The 21,850-nt window shown below is 75.4% G+C and carries 24 protein-coding genes; 11 read left to right on the top strand and 13 right to left on the bottom strand.

Features of this window, described 5'->3' with window-relative positions:
- Window positions 1-737 (top strand): DNA polymerase III subunit beta (locus tag ECOMGDLI_RS27610; protein ID WP_233153653.1); only part of this gene is annotated, 737 nt, incomplete at its 5' end.
- Window positions 738-801: 64 nt separating this feature from the next.
- On the top strand, window positions 802-1,104 hold the full coding sequence (locus ECOMGDLI_RS27605) for a DUF1905 domain-containing protein (RefSeq protein ID WP_088320054.1): 303 nt from the start codon (window positions 802-804) through the stop codon (window positions 1,102-1,104).
- A gap of 31 nt (window positions 1,105-1,135) precedes the next feature.
- Here ECOMGDLI_RS27605 and ECOMGDLI_RS27600 read toward each other — a convergent pair whose 3' ends face one another.
- Genes ECOMGDLI_RS27600 through ECOMGDLI_RS27590 form a run of 3 tightly spaced genes read right to left on the bottom strand, consistent with a single transcriptional unit; the run spans window position 1,136 to window position 5,733 of the window.
- On the bottom strand, window positions 1,136-2,470 hold the full coding sequence (locus ECOMGDLI_RS27600; RefSeq protein ID WP_088320053.1) for a sensor histidine kinase: 1,335 nt from the start codon (window positions 2,468-2,470) through the stop codon (window positions 1,136-1,138).
- A complete protein-coding gene (locus ECOMGDLI_RS27595) occupies window positions 2,467-3,990 on the bottom strand; it encodes a HAMP domain-containing sensor histidine kinase (protein ID WP_088320052.1) in 1,524 nt (507 codons plus the stop codon). The genes ECOMGDLI_RS27600 and ECOMGDLI_RS27595 overlap by 4 nt, the downstream gene beginning before the upstream one ends.
- The gene (locus ECOMGDLI_RS27590; protein ID WP_143447982.1) at window positions 3,991-5,733 is read right to left on the bottom strand and encodes a S8 family peptidase; all 1,743 of its coding nucleotides are present in this window, start codon (window positions 5,731-5,733) and stop codon (window positions 3,991-3,993) included.
- Between the two features lie 158 nt (window positions 5,734-5,891).
- Between ECOMGDLI_RS27590 and ECOMGDLI_RS27585 the strand changes: the two genes are divergently transcribed.
- Window positions 5,892-6,530 carry a response regulator transcription factor gene (locus tag ECOMGDLI_RS27585; protein ID WP_088283926.1) on the top strand — a complete coding sequence of 213 codons (639 nt, stop codon included), beginning with the start codon at window positions 5,892-5,894 and terminating at the stop codon, window positions 6,528-6,530.
- A gap of 4 nt (window positions 6,531-6,534) precedes the next feature.
- Here the strand turns inward: ECOMGDLI_RS27585 and ECOMGDLI_RS27580 are convergent, their stop codons facing one another.
- Both ECOMGDLI_RS27580 and ECOMGDLI_RS27575 read right to left on the bottom strand, forming a co-directional pair.
- Window positions 6,535-7,188 (bottom strand): GNAT family N-acetyltransferase, encoded by a 654-nt coding sequence (locus ECOMGDLI_RS27580; RefSeq protein ID WP_198955232.1) that lies wholly within the window; start codon window positions 7,186-7,188, stop codon window positions 6,535-6,537.
- Window positions 7,185-7,760 (bottom strand): DUF664 domain-containing protein, encoded by a 576-nt coding sequence (locus ECOMGDLI_RS27575; RefSeq protein WP_233153652.1) that lies wholly within the window; start codon window positions 7,758-7,760, stop codon window positions 7,185-7,187. The genes ECOMGDLI_RS27580 and ECOMGDLI_RS27575 overlap by 4 nt, the downstream gene beginning before the upstream one ends.
- Before the next feature lie 55 nt (window positions 7,761-7,815).
- Between ECOMGDLI_RS27575 and ECOMGDLI_RS27570 the strand changes: the two genes are divergently transcribed.
- Entirely contained in the window at window positions 7,816-8,778 is a 963-nt protein-coding gene (locus ECOMGDLI_RS27570; protein WP_088320050.1) for a YafY family protein, read from the top strand.
- A gap of 63 nt (window positions 8,779-8,841) precedes the next feature.
- On the opposite strand, the gene ECOMGDLI_RS34950 is transcribed toward ECOMGDLI_RS27570, so the two are convergent.
- Entirely contained in the window at window positions 8,842-9,309 is a 468-nt protein-coding gene (locus ECOMGDLI_RS34950; RefSeq protein WP_158221185.1) for a hypothetical protein, read from the bottom strand.
- A gap of 145 nt (window positions 9,310-9,454) precedes the next feature.
- Window positions 9,455-9,709 (bottom strand): hypothetical protein, encoded by a 255-nt coding sequence (locus ECOMGDLI_RS27560; protein WP_143447981.1) that lies wholly within the window; start codon window positions 9,707-9,709, stop codon window positions 9,455-9,457.
- Between the two features lie 246 nt (window positions 9,710-9,955).
- On the opposite strand from ECOMGDLI_RS27560, the gene ECOMGDLI_RS27555 reads away from it, so the two are divergent.
- Both ECOMGDLI_RS27555 and ECOMGDLI_RS27550 read left to right on the top strand, forming a co-directional pair.
- Entirely contained in the window at window positions 9,956-10,780 is an 825-nt protein-coding gene (locus ECOMGDLI_RS27555; protein ID WP_088320047.1) for an alpha/beta fold hydrolase, read from the top strand.
- Between the two features lie 56 nt (window positions 10,781-10,836).
- On the top strand, window positions 10,837-11,703 hold the full coding sequence (locus ECOMGDLI_RS27550) for a class I SAM-dependent methyltransferase (protein ID WP_088320061.1): 867 nt from the start codon (window positions 10,837-10,839) through the stop codon (window positions 11,701-11,703).
- 5 nt (window positions 11,704-11,708) lie between these two features.
- On the opposite strand, the gene ECOMGDLI_RS27545 is transcribed toward ECOMGDLI_RS27550, so the two are convergent.
- Genes ECOMGDLI_RS27545 through ECOMGDLI_RS27530 form a run of 4 tightly spaced genes read right to left on the bottom strand, consistent with a single transcriptional unit; the run spans window position 11,709 to window position 15,097 of the window.
- A complete protein-coding gene (locus ECOMGDLI_RS27545; protein ID WP_088320046.1) occupies window positions 11,709-12,419 on the bottom strand; it encodes a methyltransferase domain-containing protein in 711 nt (236 codons plus the stop codon).
- Complete coding sequence (locus ECOMGDLI_RS27540) at window positions 12,416-13,072, bottom strand: DUF2064 domain-containing protein (RefSeq protein ID WP_088320045.1); 657 nt, start codon at window positions 13,070-13,072, stop codon at window positions 12,416-12,418. The genes ECOMGDLI_RS27545 and ECOMGDLI_RS27540 overlap by 4 nt, the downstream gene beginning before the upstream one ends.
- Entirely contained in the window at window positions 13,069-13,749 is a 681-nt protein-coding gene (locus tag ECOMGDLI_RS27535; RefSeq protein WP_088320044.1) for a glycosyltransferase family 2 protein, read from the bottom strand. The genes ECOMGDLI_RS27540 and ECOMGDLI_RS27535 overlap by 4 nt, the downstream gene beginning before the upstream one ends.
- 10 nt (window positions 13,750-13,759) lie before the next feature.
- Entirely contained in the window at window positions 13,760-15,097 is a 1,338-nt protein-coding gene (locus tag ECOMGDLI_RS27530) for a glycosyltransferase 87 family protein (protein ID WP_088320043.1), read from the bottom strand.
- Between the two features lie 114 nt (window positions 15,098-15,211).
- On the opposite strand from ECOMGDLI_RS27530, the gene ECOMGDLI_RS27525 reads away from it, so the two are divergent.
- Both ECOMGDLI_RS27525 and ECOMGDLI_RS27520 read left to right on the top strand, forming a co-directional pair.
- Entirely contained in the window at window positions 15,212-16,366 is a 1,155-nt protein-coding gene (locus tag ECOMGDLI_RS27525) for a molybdopterin-dependent oxidoreductase (RefSeq protein ID WP_088320042.1), read from the top strand.
- Window positions 16,363-16,827, top strand: coding sequence for a hypothetical protein (locus ECOMGDLI_RS27520; protein ID WP_088320041.1), 465 nt, complete (start codon window positions 16,363-16,365; stop codon window positions 16,825-16,827). Before ECOMGDLI_RS27525 ends, ECOMGDLI_RS27520 begins: the two co-directional genes overlap by 4 nt.
- On the opposite strand, the gene ECOMGDLI_RS27515 is transcribed toward ECOMGDLI_RS27520, so the two are convergent.
- Window positions 16,787-17,821 carry an NAD(P)-dependent oxidoreductase gene (locus ECOMGDLI_RS27515; RefSeq protein WP_088320040.1) on the bottom strand — a complete coding sequence of 345 codons (1,035 nt, stop codon included), beginning with the start codon at window positions 17,819-17,821 and terminating at the stop codon, window positions 16,787-16,789. The genes ECOMGDLI_RS27520 and ECOMGDLI_RS27515 overlap by 41 nt on opposite strands.
- Window positions 17,822-17,893: 72 nt before the next feature.
- A complete protein-coding gene (locus tag ECOMGDLI_RS27510; RefSeq protein ID WP_088320039.1) occupies window positions 17,894-18,541 on the bottom strand; it encodes a TetR/AcrR family transcriptional regulator in 648 nt (215 codons plus the stop codon).
- Between the two features lie 130 nt (window positions 18,542-18,671).
- On the opposite strand from ECOMGDLI_RS27510, the gene ECOMGDLI_RS27505 reads away from it, so the two are divergent.
- The 3 genes from ECOMGDLI_RS27505 to ECOMGDLI_RS27495 are packed head-to-tail and all read left to right on the top strand — an operon-like array spanning window position 18,672 to window position 21,510.
- On the top strand, window positions 18,672-19,466 hold the full coding sequence (locus ECOMGDLI_RS27505; protein ID WP_088320038.1) for an SDR family NAD(P)-dependent oxidoreductase: 795 nt from the start codon (window positions 18,672-18,674) through the stop codon (window positions 19,464-19,466).
- 58 nt (window positions 19,467-19,524) lie between these two features.
- The gene (locus tag ECOMGDLI_RS27500; RefSeq protein WP_088320037.1) at window positions 19,525-21,063 is read left to right on the top strand and encodes a long-chain fatty acid--CoA ligase; all 1,539 of its coding nucleotides are present in this window, start codon (window positions 19,525-19,527) and stop codon (window positions 21,061-21,063) included.
- A 30-nt stretch (window positions 21,064-21,093) separates the two neighbouring features.
- The gene (locus tag ECOMGDLI_RS27495; RefSeq protein WP_158221184.1) at window positions 21,094-21,510 is read left to right on the top strand and encodes a nuclear transport factor 2 family protein; all 417 of its coding nucleotides are present in this window, start codon (window positions 21,094-21,096) and stop codon (window positions 21,508-21,510) included.
- The last annotated feature ends 340 nt before the right edge of the window (window positions 21,511-21,850 follow it).

Here is a 21,850-nt window from a genome sequence, read left to right as displayed (position 1 = left end):
CCCCGACCACCCCCGCCGACGTGACCCTCACCCTGCCCGCGGCCGACCTCGCGGCCGCCCTGCGCGGCGTCCGGTTCGCCGCCGGCACCGACCCGGCGCTGCCCGAGATCACCGGCGTCCTCCTCGACGTCGCGGGCGCCACCCTGCGGGTCGTCGCGACCGACCGCTACCGGCTCGCCGTGACGACGGTGCCGGTGCTCCGGCCGGACGGCGCCGAGGCCGGCCCTGCCGACGGCTCGGCCCTCGTGCCCGCCGCGTTCGCGGACGACGTCCTCGCGGCCTGCCCGGCGGCCGCGACCGACGTGCACGTCGTCCTCGGCGCCGACGTCACCGTCACCGTCGCCGGCCGCACGCTGACGACCGCCGTCCTCGGCGAGCCGTACCCGCAGTGGGAGCGACTCGTCCGCCCGGACCGCGCGACCGTCGTGACCCTCGACGCCACCGCGCTCCGGGAGGGCGCGCACACCGCCCGGACGGCGACCCGCCGCCGCGACGACGGCGTGGCGTTCGAGACGTGCGCCTTCCAGGTGTCCGGCGACGGGCTCGTGTGGCTCGCCCCCGAGGACGCCGCCCACGGCGTCGCGGTGAACCGCAAGTTCCTCCTCGAGGCGGTCGAGGCCCTCGACGGCGACCAGCTCGTCCTCGGGGTCGACGACGCGCACACGCCGCTCGCCCTGACGAGCCCGGGCCGGCCGGGCGCCCTGAGCATCCTCATGCCGGTGCGGCACGACGGCTGACGGACGACGGCGGGTGACGCACCATGGTGCGATGAGTCCGCGCCCGGCAGCGGGTCCCACCCGTATGGACCACACCTTCCGCGCCATCCTGGAGAGGTCCGCCGCCCCCGGCGGCCACACCTACGTCGTCATGCCGGGGTCGGCCGAGTTCTTCGGCACCCGCGGGCTCGTCAAGGTCTCCGGCACCGTCGACGGCGAGCCCTTCCGCAGCTCCTTCATGGCGCTCGGCGACGGGCGGCACAAGCTGCCCGTCGCCGCGCCCGTGCGGAAGGCCATCGGCAAGGAGGCCGGTGCCGAGGTCGTCGTCCGCCTCCTCGAGCGGCTCGACGGCAAGCCGGTCCCCGGCCTGGCGGCGCAGCAGCCCTGACCGGCGGGCACTGCTCGACGCGGCGCCGAGCTCAGCCGGCCTTGCGGACCTCGAGCGGCAGCCACACGACGAGCCGGGTGCCGCGCCCGGGCTCGGACGAGATCGTCAGCTCGCCCTGCTGCGCCCGCACCCGGTCCGCGAGCAGCGTGAGCCCGACGTGCCCGGCGGCCCGCTGCTTGACGAGGTCGCGCGAGGACATGCCCTGGCCGTCGTCCTCGATGAGCAGCGTCGCGACGCCGTCCCGCGCGGTGAGCGAGATCGTCGCCCGGGTCGCGGCCGCGTGCCGGGCCACGTTGCGGACGCCCTCCTGCGCGGCGCGGAACAGCAGCGCCCGCAGGTCGTGGTCGAGGCTCACCGGGTCGACGTCGACGTCCACCCGGACGCCGCGGCCCTTGAGGTCGGCGGCGAGCTCGGGCAGCTCCCGGGCGAGGTCGATCGGCGGGGCGTCCCCGGGGTGCAGCTTGAGCAGCAGCGCGCGGAGCTGGGCGATGCTCGAGCGCGAGGTCTCCGCCCCCTCGCGCAGCGTCGTCGCGAGCTCGTCCGTCGAGCGGCGGTGCACGCTGCTCGCGGTCGCGGCGAGGTCGAAGGCCATCCCGGCGAGGTCCTGGACCACGGTGTCGTGGAGGTCGGACGCGATCCGGCTCCGCTCGTCCTGGCGGGCGAGCTCGGCGCGGGCGAGCAGCTCGACGCGCTCCTCGGCCTCGGCCCGGGACCGGCGCCCCCACCACAGCGCGAGGGGGAGCTGGGCGAGCGCGAGCGCGATGAGGGCGATGAGCAGGACCGGCAGGTACGACCACCAGATGGCGTGCGTGGCGGCGGCGACCCGGTCGCTCGTCTGGTACGTCTCGGCGACGAGCCGGGTGCCGTCCGCGGCGACGACCGGGACGTACACCTCGAGGAGCTCACCCTGCCCCTGCTCGAAGGTGTGCTCGTCGGCGGTCGGGTCGGCGAACTCGGCGTCCGCGACGCCCGTCCGCGCGACCTCGACGATGTCGGACGACGCCCCGGGCGCCGTCCCGATGAGCCGGCTCTCGTCGGACCAGACGATCCGCCCGTCGGGCGACCACAGCTTGATCCGGACGATGACGTCGCCGAGGACGGCCCCCTTGGCCGCGTCGAGCCGGGCGAGCGCCGCCGGGTCACCGGTGAGGAGCGAGCGGTCGACGCCCGGCCGGATCGCGACGTCGGTGACGACCCGGGTCAGCTCGGTCGCGTCGCGCAGCGCCTCCTCGCGGGCCACCTGCTGCAGGACGAACAGCCCGGCCGTCGTGATGACGAGCAGGAGCGCGGAGGCGGAGATGACGAACTGGACGGCGGCCAGTGCGCGCCCGGTGGGCCGGCCCCCGACGAAGCCGGGCAGCCTCATCGCGGGACCCGCACCCAGAAGGTCACGCCGGCGCCGGGCCGGTTGACGATCCCCGCGGAACCGCCGTGCGCCTCGGCGACGGTCCGCACGAGGGCGAGCCCGAGGCCGCCGCCGTCCCGGCGCGCGTCCGCCCGGTAGAAGGGCTCGAAGATGATCTCCTCGTGGCCGGCCGGGACCCCGCCACCCTCGTCGACGACCTCGAAGAGGATCGACCGGTCCTCCTCGACGGCGCGGAAGTTCACCGGGCGCGCCCCCGAGCCGTGGTCGGCGGTGTTCTGGAGCAGGCGCAGCAGCGCCTCCTCCATCCGGTCCCGGTCGAGCGCCGCGACGGTTGCCGTCGCCGGGGCGGCGGCGTGCAGCCGCTCGCCGAGGAACGGCTCGGCCTTCGTCGCGACGTTCGCGACGAGCTCGGCAAGGGGGACGTCCTTGCGGTCGACGTAGCCCGGGGTCTGGGAGCGCCCGATGTCGGCCATGTCGTCGAGGATCCGGCTGACGAGCCGCAGGTCGGCGCGGGTCTCCTCGCTGATCGCGGCGCCGGGTGCGGCGCCGTTGTGGGCGGCGCCGTTCTGCTGGCGGCGGTCGACCGCGCTCGAGATCGCCCCGATCGGGCGGCGCAGCCGGCCGGCGACGTCCGCCATGAGCTGCCGCTGCCGGTGGAGCGCGATCTCGAGCTGGTCGAGCATGTGGTTGAGCGCGACGGCGAGCTCCGGCAGCCGGCCGCCGCCCTCGCCGACGGGGAGCCTGGCCTCGAAGGCGCGCTCCCGCGCGATCGCCTCGGCCCCCTTCATCATCTGCTCCATCTGGTTCGCCTCGATGGTGCTGCGCACCCAGTCCCGGTAGGCGAGCGAGAGCAGCACGATCGGCAGCGCGAGCAGGACGACGCCGTACGGGCTGACGTTCCAGAGCACCGCGGCGAGGAGGCCGACGGAGACGTTGCCGACCCACTGGATGTTCGTCAGCCGCCACGGGCCGAAGAGGACGACGCGCAGCGGCTCGGCCTGGACGAGCGAGATGACGACGCCGACGAGCCCGACGTTGAGGATCGACGCGAGGGCCATCGCGCCGGCACCGATCGCCCACGTGACCGGGTCGAGCGGGTCCCGGCCGGTCCCGCCGAGACCGAAGACGGCCTCCGCGACGGTCAGGGCGATGGCGACCTGCCCGACGTTGAAGGCGATCTTGCGCAGCGGCCACCGCGCGGCGACCTGCCACGCGGCGGTGCCGAGCACGGCGCCGAGCGTCGGTACGCCGGGCACCGTGAGCAGCAGCGCCGTCGTCCACACGGCGTCCGAGAGCATGACGTGCTCGGTCTCGTCGCCGTGCGGGAGCTGGAAGGTGAACCGGTCCGCGACCACGACCGCCGCGGCGACCACGACGAGGGCGAGGAGGTCGCCGGACGTCAGGTCACCGGCCCGGGTCACCGCGAGGGCGACCGCGAGCACGCCGAGCACCGACACCGCGGCGATGAACACGCGCGCGGCGGGCGGGATCCCGGTCGACGGGGCGGAGGGTGGGGTCACCTACTGCCACATCCCCGTGCCCCAGTAGCGACCGCCCCAGTAGCGACCGCCCCAGTAGCGACCGTCCCAGCCGGCCTCGAGCCAGCCGGGGGCGCCGTAGTAGTCGGGCTCCCACGTGAGCTGCGGGACCCGCGGGCCGGTCCAGGCCGGCGCCGGGGCCGAGCCGGCGATCTCCGCGGTCGCCGCCGACCACGGGCTCGCGGCCCAGGTCGCCGGGCTCCACGGCGTCGTCACGGCGGACGCCGTCCACGGGGTGCCGAGCGCGTCGACCTCACCGGTGAGCAGGGTCGGGACGCCGTCGCCGTCGAGGTCGGCGAACACCGGGTGGGTGCCCCGGGTCGCCTCGAGCGGCCCGGTCCCGGTCGACGCCACGGCCGCGCCGTTCGCGGCGGGCAGCGGCCCGGCGGACGTCGCGAGCGCGACCGCCTGCGCGGCGTCGACGAGCCCCGCGCCGCCGCCGACCGCACCGGCGAGGGTCCGGTCGGTGGTCGCGAGGAGGACACCCTTGACCTGGTCCGGGGTGAGCGCCGGGTTCGCGGCGACCATCCGGGCGACGACGCCGGCGACGATCGCCGACGCCTGCGAGGTGCCCGCGCCGCGGAAGTAGTCGGCGCCGACCCGGGCCGCCGGGCGGAACGTGTCGATGGTGCTGCCGGGGGCGCGCAGGCCGACGAGGGCGACGCCGGGGGCCAGGACGTCGGGCTTGTCCGCGCCGTCGCCCGTCGGGCCGCGGCTCGAGAACGCCGCGACGACGTCGTCCGCCGGCTGCGCCGTGCCCGCGATGTCGGCCGCGCCGACGGTGATGGCGAACGGGTCGTCGCCGGGCTTGGTGATCGAGGAGGCCGCGCCGGCGTTGCCCGCCGACATGACGACGACGATCCCGGCCCGCCAGGCCTGCTCGACGGCGGCGGCGAGCGGGTCGGCGCCCGTGGGGCCGGCCGCGTCGGTGCCGTAGGAGAGGTTGACGACGCGGATGCCGTACGTGTCGCGGTGCGCGACGACCCAGTGCAGGCCGGCGACGATCGTCGAGACGTCGGTCGCGCCGTCCCAGCCCGCGACCTTGACCGACACGACGTCGGCCTGCTCGGCCGCACCGCTGTACCGCTCGAGGGACTGCGCGCCGTCACCGGCGACGAGACCGATCATGTGCGTGCCATGCCCGAAGTGGTCGAGGCCGTCGTGCTCGGCGGTGAGGTCGACCCGGGCGACGAGCCGCTCGCCGAGGTCCGCGGACGGCGTGACCCCGGTGTCGAGGACCGCGACGGTGACGCCGCCGCCACGGTTCTTGTTGGGCACCTGGTCGAGGCCGATCGCCTGCTGCCAGATCTCGGTCTCGGGGAGCGCGTCGAAGCACGAGGGGTCGGTCGCCGGGCAGGCGCTGACGCCGGTGACGGCGTCCTGCTCGAGCCGCTCGGTGCGGAGCACGAGCGGGGACTGCCGCACCGGGATCAGGGTGCCGGCCGGCAGCCGGGCCTCGAAGCCGCCCTGCGCGGGCAGCTGCTTCCTGACCCGGCCGCCGAGCGAGACGACGAGGTTCTCGGCGGCGTAGGAGGCCGGGTTCTTCTCGACGACGAGCACCCGGGACTCGGACGACGGGCCGAGGTCGGTGCTGCCGGAGGTGCCGGTGGCCGCGGACGCGGACAGCGCGGAGCCCGTCATGACGAGACCGGCGCACGAGAGGGCGGCCGCGCTCCTGCGCAGCAACGGTCGAACGGTGCTCCGGCCAGCGACGTTCGCCGTCATCCTGGCTCCTCGGGGGGTCTTGTTCCTGGCCTGACCTCGCAGGTTTGCACGCGGGGGGTGGGTGGCGCTCTTGGACATCAGTCCTACGACCTGCGCGGGGGTCATCGCCGTCCCGTCGGCCCTGTCCCCCGCGGCCCCGGACCGGGACACTGGCGGGCATGACCTCCGACGGCACGGTCCGGCTCCTCCTCTGCGACGACCACGCGGTCGTGCGCAAGGGCCTGACCCGGCTGCTGTCGGGCTACGAGGGCGTCGAGGTGGTCGGTGAGGCCGCGGACGGCGCCGAGGGCGTGGACGCGGCGGCGGCGCTGGCGCCGGACGTCATCCTCATGGACCTCGTCATGCCGAACGTCGACGGCATCGAGGCGACCCGGCGGATCGTCGAGGCCGACCCCGGGGCGCGCGTGCTCGTGCTCACGAGCTTCTCGGACGGCGACCGGGTGCGGTCCGCGATCGAGGCCGGCGCGCTCGGCTACTGCCTCAAGGACGCCCAGCCCGACGAGCTGGTCCGGGCGATCCGCTCCGTCGCCCGCGGCGAGTCCCCGATCGACCCGAGGGCCGCGCGGTCCTTCATCGACCAGGACCGCGTCGAGAAGCCCGGGGCCTCGCTGACCCCGCGCGAGCGCGAGGTGCTCGAGCTGCTCGGGACCGGCATGACGAACCGGGCGATCGCCGTCCGGCTGGGCATCACCGAGGCGACGGTGAAGACCTACCTCACCGACATCTACCGCCAGATCGGCGCCTCCGACCGCACCCAGGCCGCGCTCTTCGTGAGCAAGAACGGCTTCCGGGCCTGACCGGTCAGTCCTCCGGCACGCCGTGGTCCGTGCCGTCCAGGTCCGCCCGCAGGACGACGCGGCGCACGCTCGGCCGGCTCACCGGCGCGAACCCGGCCTCCTCGAAGACCTGGACCGCGCCGACGTGCACCTCGCCCCAGGTGATCTCCCGGCCGGGCGGCGTGATGATGCCGTACCCCTCGACGGCCCGGGCGCCGCAGGCCCGGGCGTGCTCCAGGGCCGCCCGGGCCAGCGGGTAGGTGAGGCCGCGGCCGCGGTACCCCTTGCGGACGACGAAGCACGTCACCGCCCAGACGCCGTCGTCGTCCCTGCGCTCCTGACGGCCGGTCCACACGGTCCGCCGGCCGAGCAGGTTCGGGTACGCCGTCCGCGGCTCGACGGCGACCCACCCGACCGGCTCGCCGTCGAGGTAGGCGACGAGGCCGCTCGTCGACGGGGCGTCCGGGTCGTCGCAGCCGGTCTGGTCGCGCTGCGCGTCACGCCGCTCGGGCAGCGTGGTGTCGCGCCACATCCAGCCGCGCACCTTGAAGCGCTGGCAGCGGCAGTGGCCGGCGTCCGTCGTCCCGAAGATCGCGTCGAGGTCGTCGCAGGAGGCCTCGTTCGCGGGGACGACGCGCAGCCGGTCGGCGTCGACCGGCCCGTCGTCGGAGGGCGTCACGGCTGGGGCGGGTCCTCTCCGACGAGCCCGTCGACCGCCTCGCGGAGCAGGTCCGCGTGGCCGACGTGCCGGGCGTACTCGTCGTGCAGGTCGGTGAGCAGGCGACGCAGGTTCGGCGTCCGGCCGTCGGCCGACGTCCAGGCCAGCGGCCGGTCCAGCCCGCCGTCGGCGAGCACGGTCGCGAGCACGCCGCTCATCCTCTCGGTGGCACCCTGCCACAGCGCGTACAGCTCGGCCGGGGAGTCGTCGGCGGCCGACGTGAACGGCCACTCGGGGCCGAGCGCGTCCCGGTCGAGACCGTCCCAGGGGTGCCCGGGCGGCTCCCCGGTGATCCGGTGCCGGCAGAGGTCCTCGACGAGAGCGAGGTGCTTGAGCAGACCGCCGAGGGTCAGTGCCGACGGCGGGCACGAGCGGGCCAGCCCCGCGGCGTCGAGACCGCCGGCCTTCCAGGCGAACTGGGCGCGGGAGCGCTCGAGGGCGAACAGGATCATCTCGACCTCGCCGGCCGTCATGTCCGGCTCGTGGATCGTCGTGCTCAGGGTGGTCCGGGGCGCGCCCGTGGTCTCTGTCACCGGACCGACGCTAGAAGAGATACCGGACGTTACGGTTCCGGATTAGGCTCGACCCGTGGAATCCGAGGCCGCGAACCCGACATCTCGGGCACTGCTGGCCCTCGAGCTCATCCAGAACACGCCGGGCATCACGGCGGACCGGCTCGCGGAGAAGCTGGGCGTCTCCGACCGCGCCGCCCGCCGGTACGTCGGGATCCTGCGCGAGGCGGGCATCCCGATCGACGCCTCGCGGGGCCGCTACGGCGGCTACCGGGTGGGTCGCGGCGTCCGGCTGCCGCCGTTGCTCTTCACCGCCGGCGAGGCGCTCGGCATCGTCATGGCGGTGCTCGACGGGCACCACGACGCGGCTGACCCGACCGACCCCGTCGGCAGCGCGCTCGGCAAGCTCATGCGGGCGATGCCCGGGCCGGTCGCCGCCCAGGCCGAGGCGGTCCGGCGGATCACCGCCGCCGCCCCCGACCGCGCGGCCGTCCGGCCGGACGCCGCGACGACGGGCACCCTCGTGCAGGCCTGCGAGGAGCAGCGCGTCGTCCGGGTCACCTACCGGTCGGGCGCCGGTACCGAGTGGTCGACGGACGCCGACCCGTGGGCCGTCGTCGTCCGGCACGGCCGCTGGTACCTGCTGTGCCACGCGCACGCCTCGGACGCCGTCCGCGCCTACCGGGTGGACCGGGTGCGCGCCGTCGAGGTGCTGGAACGGACGTTCGTTCCGCCGGCGGACCTCGACCCGGTGCGCCTGCTCGAGGAGAACCTCGCCTCCGGGTGGGAGCACGAGGTCGAGGTCGTCATCGACGCGGCGTTCGCCGACGTCGTCGGCCGGCTGCCCCCGACGCTCGGCCGGGTCGAGCCCGGGGACGAGGGCACGACGCGCCTCGTCGGCAGCACGAGCAACCCGGTCTGGTACGCCGAGCAGCTCGCGGTGCTGCCGGTCCCGTTCCACGTGGTGCGCGGCGCCGAGGTGGCCCGGGCGGCCCGCCAGATCGGGCTGCGCCTGCTCGCGGCGTCCGCCACGCCGTGATCCCCGGTCGTCGACCCGTTCCCGGGTGCGGACCCCGGATCCGGTCGACGACCGCGGATCAGCTCAGGCGACGACCTGCCGGTGCGGGTTCGCGAGGTTGAGCTCGGCCGACTCGTGGTGACCGTCGGCCTCGGCGCGCGGGGCGGCGAGGCTGAGGTGCTCGCGCCGGCTGACCTCGGCGGCGAGGACGGCGCGCGCCGTCTCCTCGTCGGCGAAGACCGGGATCCGGAAGACCACGCCGGTCCGGACGAGGGCGGCGTGCACGACGCCACCGGCGGCACCGTCCGCGTCGCCGTCGACGACGACGAGCACCTTGCGGAGGAACTTGGCCCGCGACCGGGCGGAGACGAGCGCCTCCATGGCGACGTCGGGGAACGCGGTGACGCCACGGGCGTCGACGATCACCGGCGACGGCATGCGCTCGACGGCGCTCACGAGCGCGCGGCGCAGGGCCGGGACCTCGTCGGCGCCGACGCCGCCGGTCATGGTGAAGAGGGCATCAGGGGAGGTGTCGAGCGGGGTGATGTTCACGGGGTGCCTCGTCTGCTGACGTGCGCGGGTCGTGCGGGCTGCGGCCGTGCCGCAGAGGACGTCGGCCGGTCGCACCCGACGGGTGCCGGCGACGGTCAGGCTGTCGTGCTGTCGGGCTGTCGTGGTGGTGCGTGCCCGGGCCGCGCTAGGCGAAGGCGGGGACCGCCACGTTGCGGTGGACGCCGTCCGCGTCGTCGACCTCTTCGGCCGTGACGACGTACAGGCCGTCGACGGCCCACTCGCCCTCGCCGCAGAACACGCGCTGGCCGACGGCCACGGTCGCGTGCCACCGCAGGCCGTCACGGGCGCCGCCGCGCAGGAGGAGCTGCCGCTCGTCGAGCTGGTACTGGGAGGTCGTCAGGTACTGGTGCCTCTGGCCGGGTGCTACCACGGGATCCACGTGGGACCACCTCTCGTCGCGCCGCCGGCAGGTCGGGCTCACGGTTGGGAGCCCCGGACGCCGTGCAGCGCTACCTCCAGAGTACGCGCGCCCGCGCCGTTCGGGGGCCCTGCGGGCGACGGGTTCGCGGCGGTCCGGTGACCGGCCGGCCGACGTCCCGGTTCGGCGGCGCGGAACGGTCGCCGACCGCCGTCCCGCGCACCCCGACACTGGGGCCGCCGGTGCACCCGCACGAGAGGAACGCCCATGCAGCCGAACCCCGAGATCGGCCGGTCCGTCGTCACCGGCAGGCTGCGGACGAACTACCACGACGTCGGTGACGGGCCGCCGCTCCTGCTGCTCCACGGCTCCGGGCCGGGGGTGAGCGCGTTCGCGAACTGGCGGCTGACGATCCAGCACCTGTCCCCGCGGTTCCGGATCCTCGCGCCCGACCTCGCCGGCTTCGGGTTCACCGAGGTGCCGGACGACGTCGAGTACACCCGCAAGGCCTGGCTCGAGCAGATCGTCGCGTTCCTCGACGCGGTCGGCGTCGGGAAGGTCTCGGTCGTCGGCAACTCGTTCGGCGGCTCGATGGCCCTCGCGCTGGCGATCTCGCACCCGGAGCGGGTCGACCGGCTCGTCCTCATGGGCAGCGTCGGGGTGCCGTTCGAGCTCACGGCCGGGCTCGACGCCGTCTGGGGGTACGAGCCGTCGCCCGGGACGATGGGCACCCTCATGCGCGAGACGTTCGCGTACGACCCGGCGCTCGTCACCGACGACCTCGTCCGGATGCGCTACGAGGCGAGCATCCGCCCGGGCGTCCAGGAGAAGTTCGCCGCGATGTTCCCGGCCCCGCGGCAGCGCTGGGTCGACGCGATGGCGCACCCCGAGGCGGACGTCCGGGCCATCACGCACCCGACGCTGCTCGTCCACGGCCGCGACGACAAGGTCATCCCGCCGAGCACGTCGCTGACCCTGCACGCGTGGATCGACGACAGCCAGGTGCACCTGTTCGGCCGCTGCGGGCACTGGACCCAGATCGAGCACGCCGACGCGTTCGGCCGGCTCGTCGCGGACTTCCTCACGGCCTGAGCACGGGATTCGGCTGATCCGTACCGGAACGTCCCGGGAGGGTGCACCCTGTGCGGATGACCTCGCCGAAGCCCGGGCCCCCGAGCACGCCGCCCAACCCCAGTGCCCGCGTCGCCGCCCTCTTCGACCGGGTCGCGCAGACCTACGAGAGCGTCGGCGTCCCGTGGTTCGCACCGATCGCGGAGGGTCTCGTCGCCGCGGTCGCCCCGCAGCCGGGCGAGCGCGTCGTCGACCTCGGGTGCGGGCGCGGAGCGGCGCTCGTGCCGCTCGCGACGGCGGTCGGGCCGGGCGGCCGGGTCGTCGGCGCGGACCTGTCACCGCGGATGGTCGAGCTCGCCGCGCAGCGTGTCGAGGAGCTCGGGCTGACGAACGTCGAGCTGTCCGTCATGGACGCCTCGGCCCCCTCGCTCCCGGCCGGCGAGGCGGACGTCGTCGTCGCCTCGCTCGTCGTCTTCTTCCTGCCGCGCCCCGCCGAGGCCCTCGCCGCGTGGACGGCGCTGCTGCGGCCGGGCGGCCGGCTCGGCATCTCGACCTTCGCCGGGCGGGACGACGCGTGGCGCCGTCTCGACGACCTCTTCACGCCGTACCTGCCGCCGATGATGCTCGACGCCCGCACGAGCGGGGAGTCCGGGCCGTTCGCGAGCGACGCAGGCGTCGAGGGCCTGCTCGCCGGCGCCGGCCTCACGGGCGTCACGACGACGCACGCCGACGTCGTCGTCCGGTTCGCGGACGTCGACGCCTGGGTGACGTGGTCGCAGTCGCACGGCCAGCGGGCCATGTGGGACCAGGTCCCGGCGGACGCCGGGGCAGGGCTGCGGGAGCAGGCCGCGGCGATCCTGGACGGCGTCCGCACCCGTGACGGCGACGCGGCGCTGACGCAGCAGGTCCGCTACACGCTCGGCCGGGCTCCCGCGGCAGGGTGACGCGGTCACCCGCGGCTCGGTCGTGAGCGCGGGCGTCTGCCGGGGGCCGTCAGCCGCACGAAACGGCGGCCGCCGTCCGCCCAGTGCTCGGCCGAGCACCACCTCGTCGCCGCGGCGAGGGCGAGCAGGGCGGTCACACCGACCTCGGCCCACGGGAACGGGCCCGCGACCGCTCCCCCGGGGTCGGGGCCGCACCCGTGCGCCTGCAGACGCACCGGCCCGCGCCGGTCGACGTCGTGCGGAGACGCCTCGACGACGGCGGCCCCGCCCGGCGCGAGCAGCCGCCGCACCCGGCGGAGCAGCCGCACCGGGTCGCCGCCGATCCCGATGTTGCCGTCCATGAGCAGCGCGTGGCTCCACAGCCCCTCGCCGGGCAGCGGCCCGAGGACGTCACCTCGCAGGGCGGCCGCGCCGCGGGCCCGGGTCATGCCGACGGCCACGGGCGAGACGTCGACCCCGAGCGCGGGGATTCCGTCCGCCACGAGCCTGGCCACGAGCCGACCGGGCCCGCAGCCCAGGTCGACGATCGGGCCGGTGCAGCGGGCGAGCACGCGGCGGTCGACCGGGTCGGCATCGGCGAGCCAGCGCGGCACGTCGTGGTGCTGCACGGCGCCGCAGCCATGGACGACCCGCACCGGTCGCCCGGCCCGCAGCACGGTCTCGAAGACGTCCGGGCCGGCGTCCGGCCCGACGTCCGCGACGAGCACCTCCGTCACGCCGCACCCACCGGGGCCGGCGCACAGGCCGACGACAGCTCCTGCACGAGCCGGCCGAACCGGGTCCCCGGAGCCAGGGCTGCCACCGCGAGCGCGTCGTCCGGCTCGTCGACGTCGCGCAGCGCAGGCAGCGCCCGCGGCGCGAGCCCGGCGGCCACGAGCCGCTCCCGCTGCACCTGCCCGGTGAGCGCGGTCGACATCGGGACGCCGGCGAGCACCGATCGGGCGTCCCGCCCGGGATGCCGCAGCCCGAGGGCCCACCAGCCGCCGTCGGCCGCCGGCCCGAGCCAGGCATCGACGCCGGGTTCGGCGAGGTCGACGGTGAGCAGGGCAGGGGTGACCTGCGGGGTGTCCATGCCGATGAGCAGTGCCGGGCCGGGCTCGGCCGCCAGCGCGGCCGCGATCCGGTCGCCGTGGGTGCGTCCCCGCTGGCGCACGACGACGAACCCGGCGGGCACCGGCGGGACGACCTCCCCGTCGAGCACGAGCACCCGGCGCGCCGCCGGTGCCGCCGCGACGGCATCGAGTGTGTCGGCGAGCGCCGCCGCCGCGAGCGCCGCGGCCCCCTCGAAGCCGTAGGCCGGCGCGAGGCGGGTCTTGCTGCGGCCCGGCTCCGGGGACTTCGCGAGCACGAGGATCGTCAGGCCGCTCACGCAGGCGTCCCGGCGAGTGCGCGACGCATGTCGGCGACCGCGGCGACGGTCCCGCGGACGGTGCCCGTCACCTTGGACCGCCCGGTGCGCGGGTGGTACGCGACGTCGACCTCGCGGATCCGCCAGCCCTGCGCGGCCGCGCGCAGCACCATCTCGAGCGGGTAGCCGAACCGGCGGTCCTCGATCCGCAGCGCCAGCAACGGTTCCCGGCGGGCCACGCGCATCGGCCCGAGGTCGCGCAGGGGCGTGCCGCACCGGCGCCGCAGCTCGCGGGCGAGCACCCGGTTCGCGAGCCGGGCGTGCACCGGCCAGGCGCCGCGGGTCGTCGGACGGCGGCGCCCGAGCACGAGGTCGGCCTCGCCGGCGAGCACGAGGGCCGCGACGTCGGGCAGGGCGCCCAGGTCGAGCGAACCGTCGGCGTCGCAGAACGCGACGACCGGTGCGGTCGCGGCGAGCAGCCCGGCGGCGCAGGCCGCGCCGAAGCCGCGGCGGGGTTCGACGACGACGTGCGCGCCGAGGTCGGCGGCGACCCGGGCGCTGCCGTCGGTCGAGCCGTTGTCGACGACGACGGCCCGCCAGCCCGGCGGCAGGCCCGCGAGCACGCGGGGCAGGGCGGCGGCCTCGTCGAGGCAGGGCAGGACGACGTCCGCGAGGGCGGCGGGAACGGTGGCTGGCACCCTCCCGACCTTAGGAATCCCCTGGTGCCGCAACCCTTACGGAAGTCGAACGGCGTGCGCGGGCCGCGGCCCCGAGGAGCACGAGCGTCGCGATCCCGTAGCCGACGACCCGGGTCCCGAAGTACGCGTGGCCGAGCGCGGCCGCCGCGTAGACGGGGTAGACCGCCACCGGGACGACGAGCCAGACCCGGGGTGCGCCGAGCGCCACGAGGGGCACGAGGAGCAGCGCGTACCAGGGGTAGGGAGGCGTGAGCACGAGGAACGTCACGCCGACCATGACCGCAGCGCCCGACCACGGCTGCGCCGGCAGCCCGGCGGCCTCGCGCCGTCCGGCGTCGCGCCACAGCAGCAGCGCGGTGGCCGCGAGCAGCGCGACGGCGACCGGCGCGACGACCGCGTCGGGGAGCAGCGGCCGCAGCAGGTCGTACCGGTCCCGGGACTCCTCCTCGAGGTAGCCGCCGAGGAAGCCGGTGACGTCCGCGCCGAGCGCGAGCACGTGCGGCAGGTAGACGAGCACGACCGCGAGGGCCGCGGCCGCTCCGACGCGCAGCGAGCGGCGCGGCGGCACCGCGACGGCGACGAGCGCCGGCAGCAGCTTGGTCGCGACCGCGAGCCCGAGCGCGACGCCTGCCGGCACCCACCGCCGTTCCACGAGCAGCCCGAGCGCCACGACGACGAGGAACGCTGCGACGACGTCGACGTGCGCGTTGCCCCCCGCCTCGAGCACGACCGTCGGGCACCACGCCCACCAAACGACCCGCTGCGCCGGCCGGCCGGCACGGCGCAGGACGACGACGACCGCCACCGACGTCGCGACGGCCACGAGCGCCGACCCGACCTGGAGCTGGAGGCCCTCGCCGCGCCCGCCCGACAGCGTGTGGACGAGCCAGAACCAGGCCTGGGCGACCGGTGGGTAGATCGTCCGGACGCCGGGGTGGTTGAGCCGCGGCGTCACGCCGTCCGGGAACAGCCAGGCGTCCCGCAGCGCGGCGAGCTCCGGCGCCCCGGGCACGTAGCGGTACGGGTCGACGCCCGCCGCCTGCACCCGGCCGTCCCACGCGTAGCGCAGGTAGTCGTCCGTCGACCACGGCCGCACCCGCAGCGCGACGAGCTGGAGCAGCGCCCCGCCGAGCACGGCGAGCCGCACCCCGAGCGGCTCGCCGACCCGGTCGACCGCACGCGCGGCGGGCGCGAAGACGACGAACATGAGCAGGACGACGACGAGCTGCCGCACCCCGCGCACCGCCGGGTGCTGCGCGGCGACGAGGAGGGTCACGAGCGCGACGAGGCCGCCGGCGGCGACCGGCAGGTCGGTCGTCACGCCGGCACGCGCCGACCGGATCCCCATGTCCCCCAATGTGTCAGGGCCGGGAGGCCGCGGACCGGTCCGAGGGCAGACGTACGACTTCCGTAAGGACTCGGACGGGGTCGTCCACGCCGGTCCGCGCCTACGGTCGACCTCATGTCGCTGCTCGCCAAGGTCCGGCCGCCCGAGATCACCAGCCCGCTGCGGGATCCGCGTGTCACCGTGCGCGTCGGCGCCTGGCTCGGGGTGGCGGTGCTCGTCTGCTTCCTCACCGGGCTGCTGAGCCACCTGCACCAGCACCCGGTCGGCTGGCTCCCGATCCCGCCGCGGCCCGCGTGGGGGTACCGGGTCACGCAGGGGCTGCACGTCGCGAGCGGGATCGCCTGCGTGCCGCTCGTGCTCGTCAAGCTGTTCAGCGTGTTCCCGCGGCTGCTCGAGTGGCCGCCGGTGCGCTCCCTTCCCCATGCGCTGGAACGGCTCTCGGTCGCCGGGCTGGTCGGCGCGATGCTCTTCGAGGTCGTCACCGGGCTGCTCAACGTGGCCCAGCTCTACCCGTGGGGCTTCTTCTTCCCGAGCGCGCACTACGCCGTGGCGTGGGTGCTCGTCGGCTCGGTGCTGCTGCACCTCGCGGTGAAGGCCCCGGTCATCGCCGAGGCCTGGCGGACCCGGACCACGGACGCCGGCACGCCCGACGGCACGCCCGACGCCGTGGACGGCGCCCTGACCCGTCGCGGCCTGCTCGTGTCGACCGGCGCCGCGGTCGGCGCCGTGACGCTCGTGACGATCGGGCAGACCGTGCCGGGGCTCTCCCGGTTCGCGCTGCTCGCCCCGCGCCGGCCGACGACCGGCCCGCAGGGCTTCCCGGTGAACAAGACGGCGCGCTCCGCGGGGGTCGCCGCGTTCGCGACATCCCCGCAGTGGCGGCTGCTCGTCGCCGGCCCTGCCGCCCGCGCGTTCTCCCTCGACGAGCTCGCAGCCCTTCCGCAGCAGTCGGTGTCGCTGCCCATCGCGTGCGTCGAGGGCTGGAGCGCGACGGTGCGGTGGGACGGCGTCCGGCTGGCCGACGTCCTCGCGCTCACCGGGCTCGACCCGGCGGCCGGGGTGCTCGTCACGTCGTTGGAGGCCAAGGGGCTGTACGGCCGGAGCACGCTCACCGCCGACCAGGCGCTCGACCCGCAGACGCTGCTCGCCCTGCGCGCGAACGGCGAGACCCTCGCGCTCGACCACGGCTTCCCGCTGCGGCTCATCGCGCCGAACAGGCCGGGCGTGCAGCAGACCAAGTGGCTCAGCCGGATCGAGACGGCCCGATGACCGGCCCGCTCGCGTCCGCCGCGCTCGTGGCCCGGCTGCGGCCGGCTGCGGGAGCGCTCGGCGTCGGCCTCGCCGGGTACGGCGCGTGGCTCGTGCTCTCCGGCGGCCGGGCCACCGACGTGCTGTCCGTGGTCACGTTCGTGGTCCTGCCGATCGTCGTCCACGACGCGCTGCTCGCGCCGGCGGTCGTCGCCGCCGGCTGGCTCGCCGCCCGGTTCGTGCCGGCGGCGGCGCGGGCCCCGCTGGCCGTCGCGCTCGTCGTCGCCGGGTCGATCGTGCTCGTCGCGGCGCCGCTGGTCGCCGTCCAGGTGCTCGGGAGGCGCCCCGCCGACAACCCGAGCGTCGCCCCGCTCGACTACGCAACCAACCTCGCAGCACTGCTCGCGCTGGTGCTCGCGGCGACCGCCGGCTGGGTGGTCGTCAGGGCCGTGCGGCGCCGGCGAGCGTCTGCGCCTCGGTGAAGAGCTCGGCGACGCCGGCCGTGAAGTCCTCCCCTGCCGTCCAGCCGAGCTCTGCGGCAGCCCTCGCCGCGGAGGCGGTGATGTGCCGGACGTCGCCGAGCCGCCCGGTACCCGTGACGACGGGCGCCGGTCCGCCGCCGGCCGCGGCGAGCGCGGTCGCGAGCTCGAGGACGGTCCTCGGTCGGCCGCTCGCGACGTTGTAGGCGGCCACCGATCCCGCAGGGACGTCGCCCCCGCCCGGAGCGACCGCCGCGACGCACGCCCGCGCGACGTCCCGGACGTGCACGAAGTCCCGCCGCTGCCCGCCGTCCTCGGTGACCTGCGGCGGCCGCCCGGCGAGCACCGCGCTCAGGAAGATCGACGCGACCCCGGAGTAGGGGTTGTCCCGCGGGGCACCCGGTCCGTAGACGTTGTGGAACCGCATCGCCGCGCCGGTGCCGCCCGTCTGCCGGGCCCACGCCGAGAGCAGGTGCTCCTGCGCGACCTTCGTCGCGGCGTACACGTTGCGCGGGTCGAGCGCTGCACCCTCGTCGACGAGCGCCGGGGCCAGCGCCGAGCCGCAGGCCGGGCAGGGCGGTTCGAACCGGCCGGCACCGAGGTCCTCGACCCGGCGCGGTCCGGGCCGGACGGCGCCGTGCTCGGCGCACGCCCCCAGTCCCTCGCCGTAGACGACCATCGAGCTCGCGAGCACGACCCGCCCGACGCCGGCGCGGTCGGCCGCCGCGAGCACGACCGCCGTCCCGTGGTCGTTGTGCGAGACGTACTCCGGCGCGTCGGCGAACGAGCGTTCCAGCCCGACCTTGGCGGCGAGGTGGACCACGACCGCAGCCCCGCGGAGAGCGGCGTCCATGGCGGCTGTGTCACGGACGTCGAGGGCGTCGGCCGTGTGCGGCGCCGCCAGGTCGACGACGCGGACGTCGTGGCCCGCGTCGGTCGCGGCCCGCACGACGTGGGTGCCGATGAAGCCGTTGCCGCCGGTGACCACGATGCGCACGGACCCACGCTAGGAGCGGCGGGCCCCGTGCGTGCCGGTCGAGGTCCTTACGGAATCCTCACGGCCGCGGCCCTACGGCCGGGCGGCACCGCCGAGGAACGTCGGCATGACGTCGTGCACCTGGGCCACGAGCGCCGCCAGGGTCGGCTCGGGCTCGTCCCCGAACGCGAGCAGCGCCTGCTGGAAGAGCCCGTCGAGCATCCCGTAGGCGACCGCCGACGGGAGCGACGGCGTCCGGCCGGCGAGCTCGGCGTACCGGCTGACGACCCGCCAGATCATGTCCTGCAGGGTCGCGTCGATCTGCGTGACGGCCTCGCGCAACGACGGCTCGAACATGCTCTGGGTGCGCAGGTCGTACCAGAGCCGGTGCATCGGGGCCTCGTCGCGGATCGTCTCCGCGAGCCGGTCGGCGAACCGGTCGACGAGCTCGGCGGCCGACGTCGAGTCGGCGACGACGCCGTCGTACCGGGTCACGCAGCGGGCCTTGTAGTACCGGACGCTGTAGACGACGAGCTCGAGCTTGTCCTGGAAGTAGTAGTGCACGACGCCGTGGGTGAACGGGGAGTTGTTCGCGATCTCGCGCAGGCTCGTCCGGGCGTACCCGAGGGTGCCGAGCGTCTGCAACGCGGACTCGGCGAGCTGGGCGCGCCGCTCGTCGAACTTGTCGACGGGGCGCGCAGCGCGCCGCCGCGGCGCCTCGGTCACTCCCACCCGGCTCATGCTAGGCGCCCTGGTCCGATCTGGACAGTCGTCAAGATTTCTCCGGACGAATGTCAAGAGACCTCTTGACCGGTGTCAGGACGACGGGTGTGATGGGCGCCACCACCCGACCGAGAGCAACGGAGCTCCCATGACTGGTCTCGATCTCACCGGGCGCAGGGCGCTCGTCACCGGCGGCGCGCAGGGCCTCGGCGAGGGGATGGCGCAGGCCCTCGCCGCCGCGGGTGCCACCGTCGCCGTCGCCGACGTCCAGGACGAGGCGGGCGCCAAGGTCGCCGAGGGCCTCGGCGAGGGCCACACGTTCGTCCACCTCGACGTGACGGACGACGCGAACTGGGAGTCTGCGGTCGCCGAGGCCGTGGCCCGGCTGGGCGGCCTCGACATCCTCGTCAACAACGCCGGGATCGAGATCACGAGCCTGCTCGTCGACCTGGACGCCGACGCCGCACGCCGCCAGCTCGAGGTGAACCTGCTCGGCACGGCGCTCGGCATCAAGCACGCGTTCCGCGCCATGCGGCCCGGCGGTGCGGCCGGCGCCGGCGGCGTCGTCGTCAACGTCGCCTCGGTCGCGGCGACGATCGCCTTCCCCGGCATCTCGGTGTACTCGGCGACGAAGTCCGGCGTCGACCGGCTCACCCGGGTCGCGGCCATGGAGTCCGGCAAGCTCGGGTACGGCGTCCGGGTCAACTGCATCTACCCGGGCCTCGTGCCGACGGCGATGGGTGCGGGCCTGGCGAACGACGTCGCCGAGATCGGCCTCTTCGCCTCCCCGCAGGAGGCCGTCACCGCGGTCGTCGGGCTCACGCCCTCCGGCCGCCTCGGCGAGGTCTCGGACATGGCGGACGCCGTCGTCTTCCTCGCGTCGGACGCCGCCCGGTTCGTCAACGGCGTCGGCCTGCCGGTCGACGGCGGGATGGGGATGTGAGCAGACCCTCGCGTGGTGTCGCTCCAGGAACCACGGCCCAGGACTGAGGAGGCTGCGCGTGCGGCTCGTCGACTACCTCGACAAGGGGGCCGACCTCGGCCCGGACCGGCCGTGCCTGACGACGGACGGCGAGTCCCGCTCGTACGCCGCGGTGCGGGAGCTGAGCTCCCGCATCGCGGCGGCCCTCGTGGCGCGCGGGGTCCGGCCCGGCGACCGGGTCGCGATCCTCTCCGCGAACGACCCGACCTCGTTCACGTGCGTCTTCGGGATCAGCCGCGCCGGCGCGGTGTGGTGCCCGGTGAACCCGCGGAACGAGGCGGCCGAGAACCGGGAGCTGCTCGACCTGTTCGGCTGCACCGTGCTGCTCTTCCAGCCGGCGTTCGCGCCGCTCGTCGCCGCGATCCGCGGGGACCTGCCGGCCCTGACCACGCTCGTCTGCCTGGACGGCGAGGCACCGGACGCGTTGTCGTGGAACGACTTCCTCGCCCTCGGCGACGGGGTCGGCCCCGTCGACGAGCCGGCCCTCGACGACCTCGTCATGATCGTCGGCACCGGCGGGACGACGGGCCGCCCGAAGGGCGTCGAGCTCACCGGCCGGAACATCGAGACGATGACGGCGCTCACGCTGATGAGCTACCCGTTCGAGGGCCCGCCGGTGTACCTGGCGCTCGCACCGCTGACCCACGCGGCCGGCGTCCTGTGCTTCCCCGTGACGGCGCTCGGCGGTGAGGTCGTCGTCATGCGCGCGCCGGACGTCGGCGGCTTCCTCGGGCTCGTCGAGAAGCACGGCGTGACGCACACGTTCCTCCCGCCGACGCTGATCTACATGGTGCTCGCGCACGAGCACCTCGACACGACGGACCTGTCGTCGCTGCAGTGCTTCTGGTACGGGGCGGCCCCGATGTCGGCCGCCCGGCTCGAGGAGGCGCTGACCCGGATCGGCCCGGTCATGGCCCAGCTCTTCGGCCAGACCGAGGCACCGATGATGATCTCGACGATGGCCCCGCGCGACCACTTCCGCCCCGACGGCTCCGTCGCCCGTGAACGGCTCCCCTCCGCCGGCCGCCCGACGCCGCTCGTGCGGGTCGCGATCATGGGCCCGGACGGTGCGCTGCTGCCGCGCGGCGAGACCGGCGAGATCGTCGTCCGCGGCTCGCTCGTCATGCGCGGCTACCACCGCGACCCCGCGGCGACCGCGCAGGCGTCGGCGCACGGCTGGCACCACACGGGCGACGTCGGCTACCTGGACGCCGACGACTACCTCTTCATCGTCGACCGGGCCAAGGACATGGTCATCACCGGCGGCTTCAACGTGTACTCGACCGAGGTCGAGCAGGCCCTCATGGCGCACCCCGCGGTGCAGGACTGCGCGGTCGTCGGCCTGCCCGACGAGAAGTGGGGCGAGCGGGTGACGGCCGTCGTCCAGCTGCGACCAGGTGCCGAGGCCTCCCCCGACGACCTGCGGGCCTTCGCCCGTGAGCGGCTCGGCGGCGTCAAGGCGCCGAAGCAGGTCGAGGTCTGGCCGGACCTGCCGCGCTCCAAGGTCGGCAAGGTGCTCAAGACGGAGATCAAGGGCCGGCTGCGGACGAGCACCTGACCGTCCGCCCGGTCCGTGCGAGGGTGGGGCGTGCCCACCGACGCCGAACGGATCGCCGACGACCTCCTGGCCGCGTACGTGGCCGGCCGGGACGCTGTCACCGAGGCCTTCAGGGCCTGCCTCGCCGACCAGGTGGACCTGCTCCACGAGCCAGGTCAGCCGCAGGACGGCGTCTACCCGCGCGACGTCCTGGTCGCGGCCCAGGCGGCGCAGGCGGAGCGGCTGGCCGGCGTCCTGCGGCAGTACGCCGAGAACGTGGAGATCTCGGCGGCGGGCGACGAGGTGACGGTCCGCCTCGTCATCACGGGATCGTTGCCCGACGGCACCGGTGTGACCATCACCGGCCGCGACGTGCTGGCCGTCGCCGGCGGTCGCATCGTGCGCATGGTCTCGACGTTCGCGTCCGACCAGATGCCTGCCCTCGTCGCCGCTCTCACCAGCGGGTGAGCCGGACCGTCCGCCGAACACCCGACCCGCCGTCCGCCGAACGGCTGGGATCGAGCATCCCTGACAGGGTAAGAAGGACAGGACCGCACCACCGTCGTCCCACCACTGACAGGCTCGATGGCGAAGAACGGTCCGCGCGTAGAAGACGTCCAGGGCCCCGGGGTCGGCTCGTCACCCTCGAGGAGTGCCCTCATGCCCACCGGTTCCGACAGACCGCCGCGTCTGAGCTGCCCCGAGTGCGGTGCGCACGTCGAACCGAGGACGGTCATCGCGTTCGACCCGCGCCTGCGCGAGGTGACGATCGAGCGCGCGCGCTGCTGGGGGTGCGGCTGGGAGCGGA

This window comes from Kineosporia sp. R_H_3, from assembly GCF_002198675.1.
GTDB lineage: Bacteria > Actinomycetota > Actinomycetes > Actinomycetales > Kineosporiaceae > R-H-3.
Note: the sequence above shows the minus strand (reverse complement) of the source record. Positions and strands in the feature narration are given on the sequence as shown.

Excerpts from the sequence above, each read along its gene's own strand:
- ECOMGDLI_RS27605 (WP_088320054.1), top strand. The coding sequence starts at position 802 with ATGGACCACACCTTCCGCGCCATCCTGGAGAGGTCCGCCGCCCCCGGC.
- ECOMGDLI_RS27600 (WP_088320053.1), bottom strand. The coding sequence starts at position 2,470 with ATGAGGCTGCCCGGCTTCGTCGGGGGCCGGCCCACCGGGCGCGCACTG.
- ECOMGDLI_RS27590 (WP_143447982.1), bottom strand. The coding sequence starts at position 5,733 with ATGACGGCGAACGTCGCTGGCCGGAGCACCGTTCGACCGTTGCTGCGC.
- ECOMGDLI_RS27585 (WP_088283926.1), top strand. The coding sequence starts at position 5,892 with ATGACCTCCGACGGCACGGTCCGGCTCCTCCTCTGCGACGACCACGCG.
- ECOMGDLI_RS27555 (WP_088320047.1), top strand. The coding sequence starts at position 9,956 with ATGCAGCCGAACCCCGAGATCGGCCGGTCCGTCGTCACCGGCAGGCTG.
- ECOMGDLI_RS27550 (WP_088320061.1), top strand. The coding sequence starts at position 10,837 with ATGACCTCGCCGAAGCCCGGGCCCCCGAGCACGCCGCCCAACCCCAGT.
- ECOMGDLI_RS27530 (WP_088320043.1), bottom strand. The coding sequence starts at position 15,097 with ATGGGGATCCGGTCGGCGCGTGCCGGCGTGACGACCGACCTGCCGGTC.
- ECOMGDLI_RS27525 (WP_088320042.1), top strand. The coding sequence starts at position 15,212 with ATGTCGCTGCTCGCCAAGGTCCGGCCGCCCGAGATCACCAGCCCGCTG.
- ECOMGDLI_RS27520 (WP_088320041.1), top strand. The coding sequence starts at position 16,363 with ATGACCGGCCCGCTCGCGTCCGCCGCGCTCGTGGCCCGGCTGCGGCCG.
- ECOMGDLI_RS27510 (WP_088320039.1), bottom strand. The coding sequence starts at position 18,541 with ATGAGCCGGGTGGGAGTGACCGAGGCGCCGCGGCGGCGCGCTGCGCGC.
- ECOMGDLI_RS27505 (WP_088320038.1), top strand. The coding sequence starts at position 18,672 with ATGACTGGTCTCGATCTCACCGGGCGCAGGGCGCTCGTCACCGGCGGC.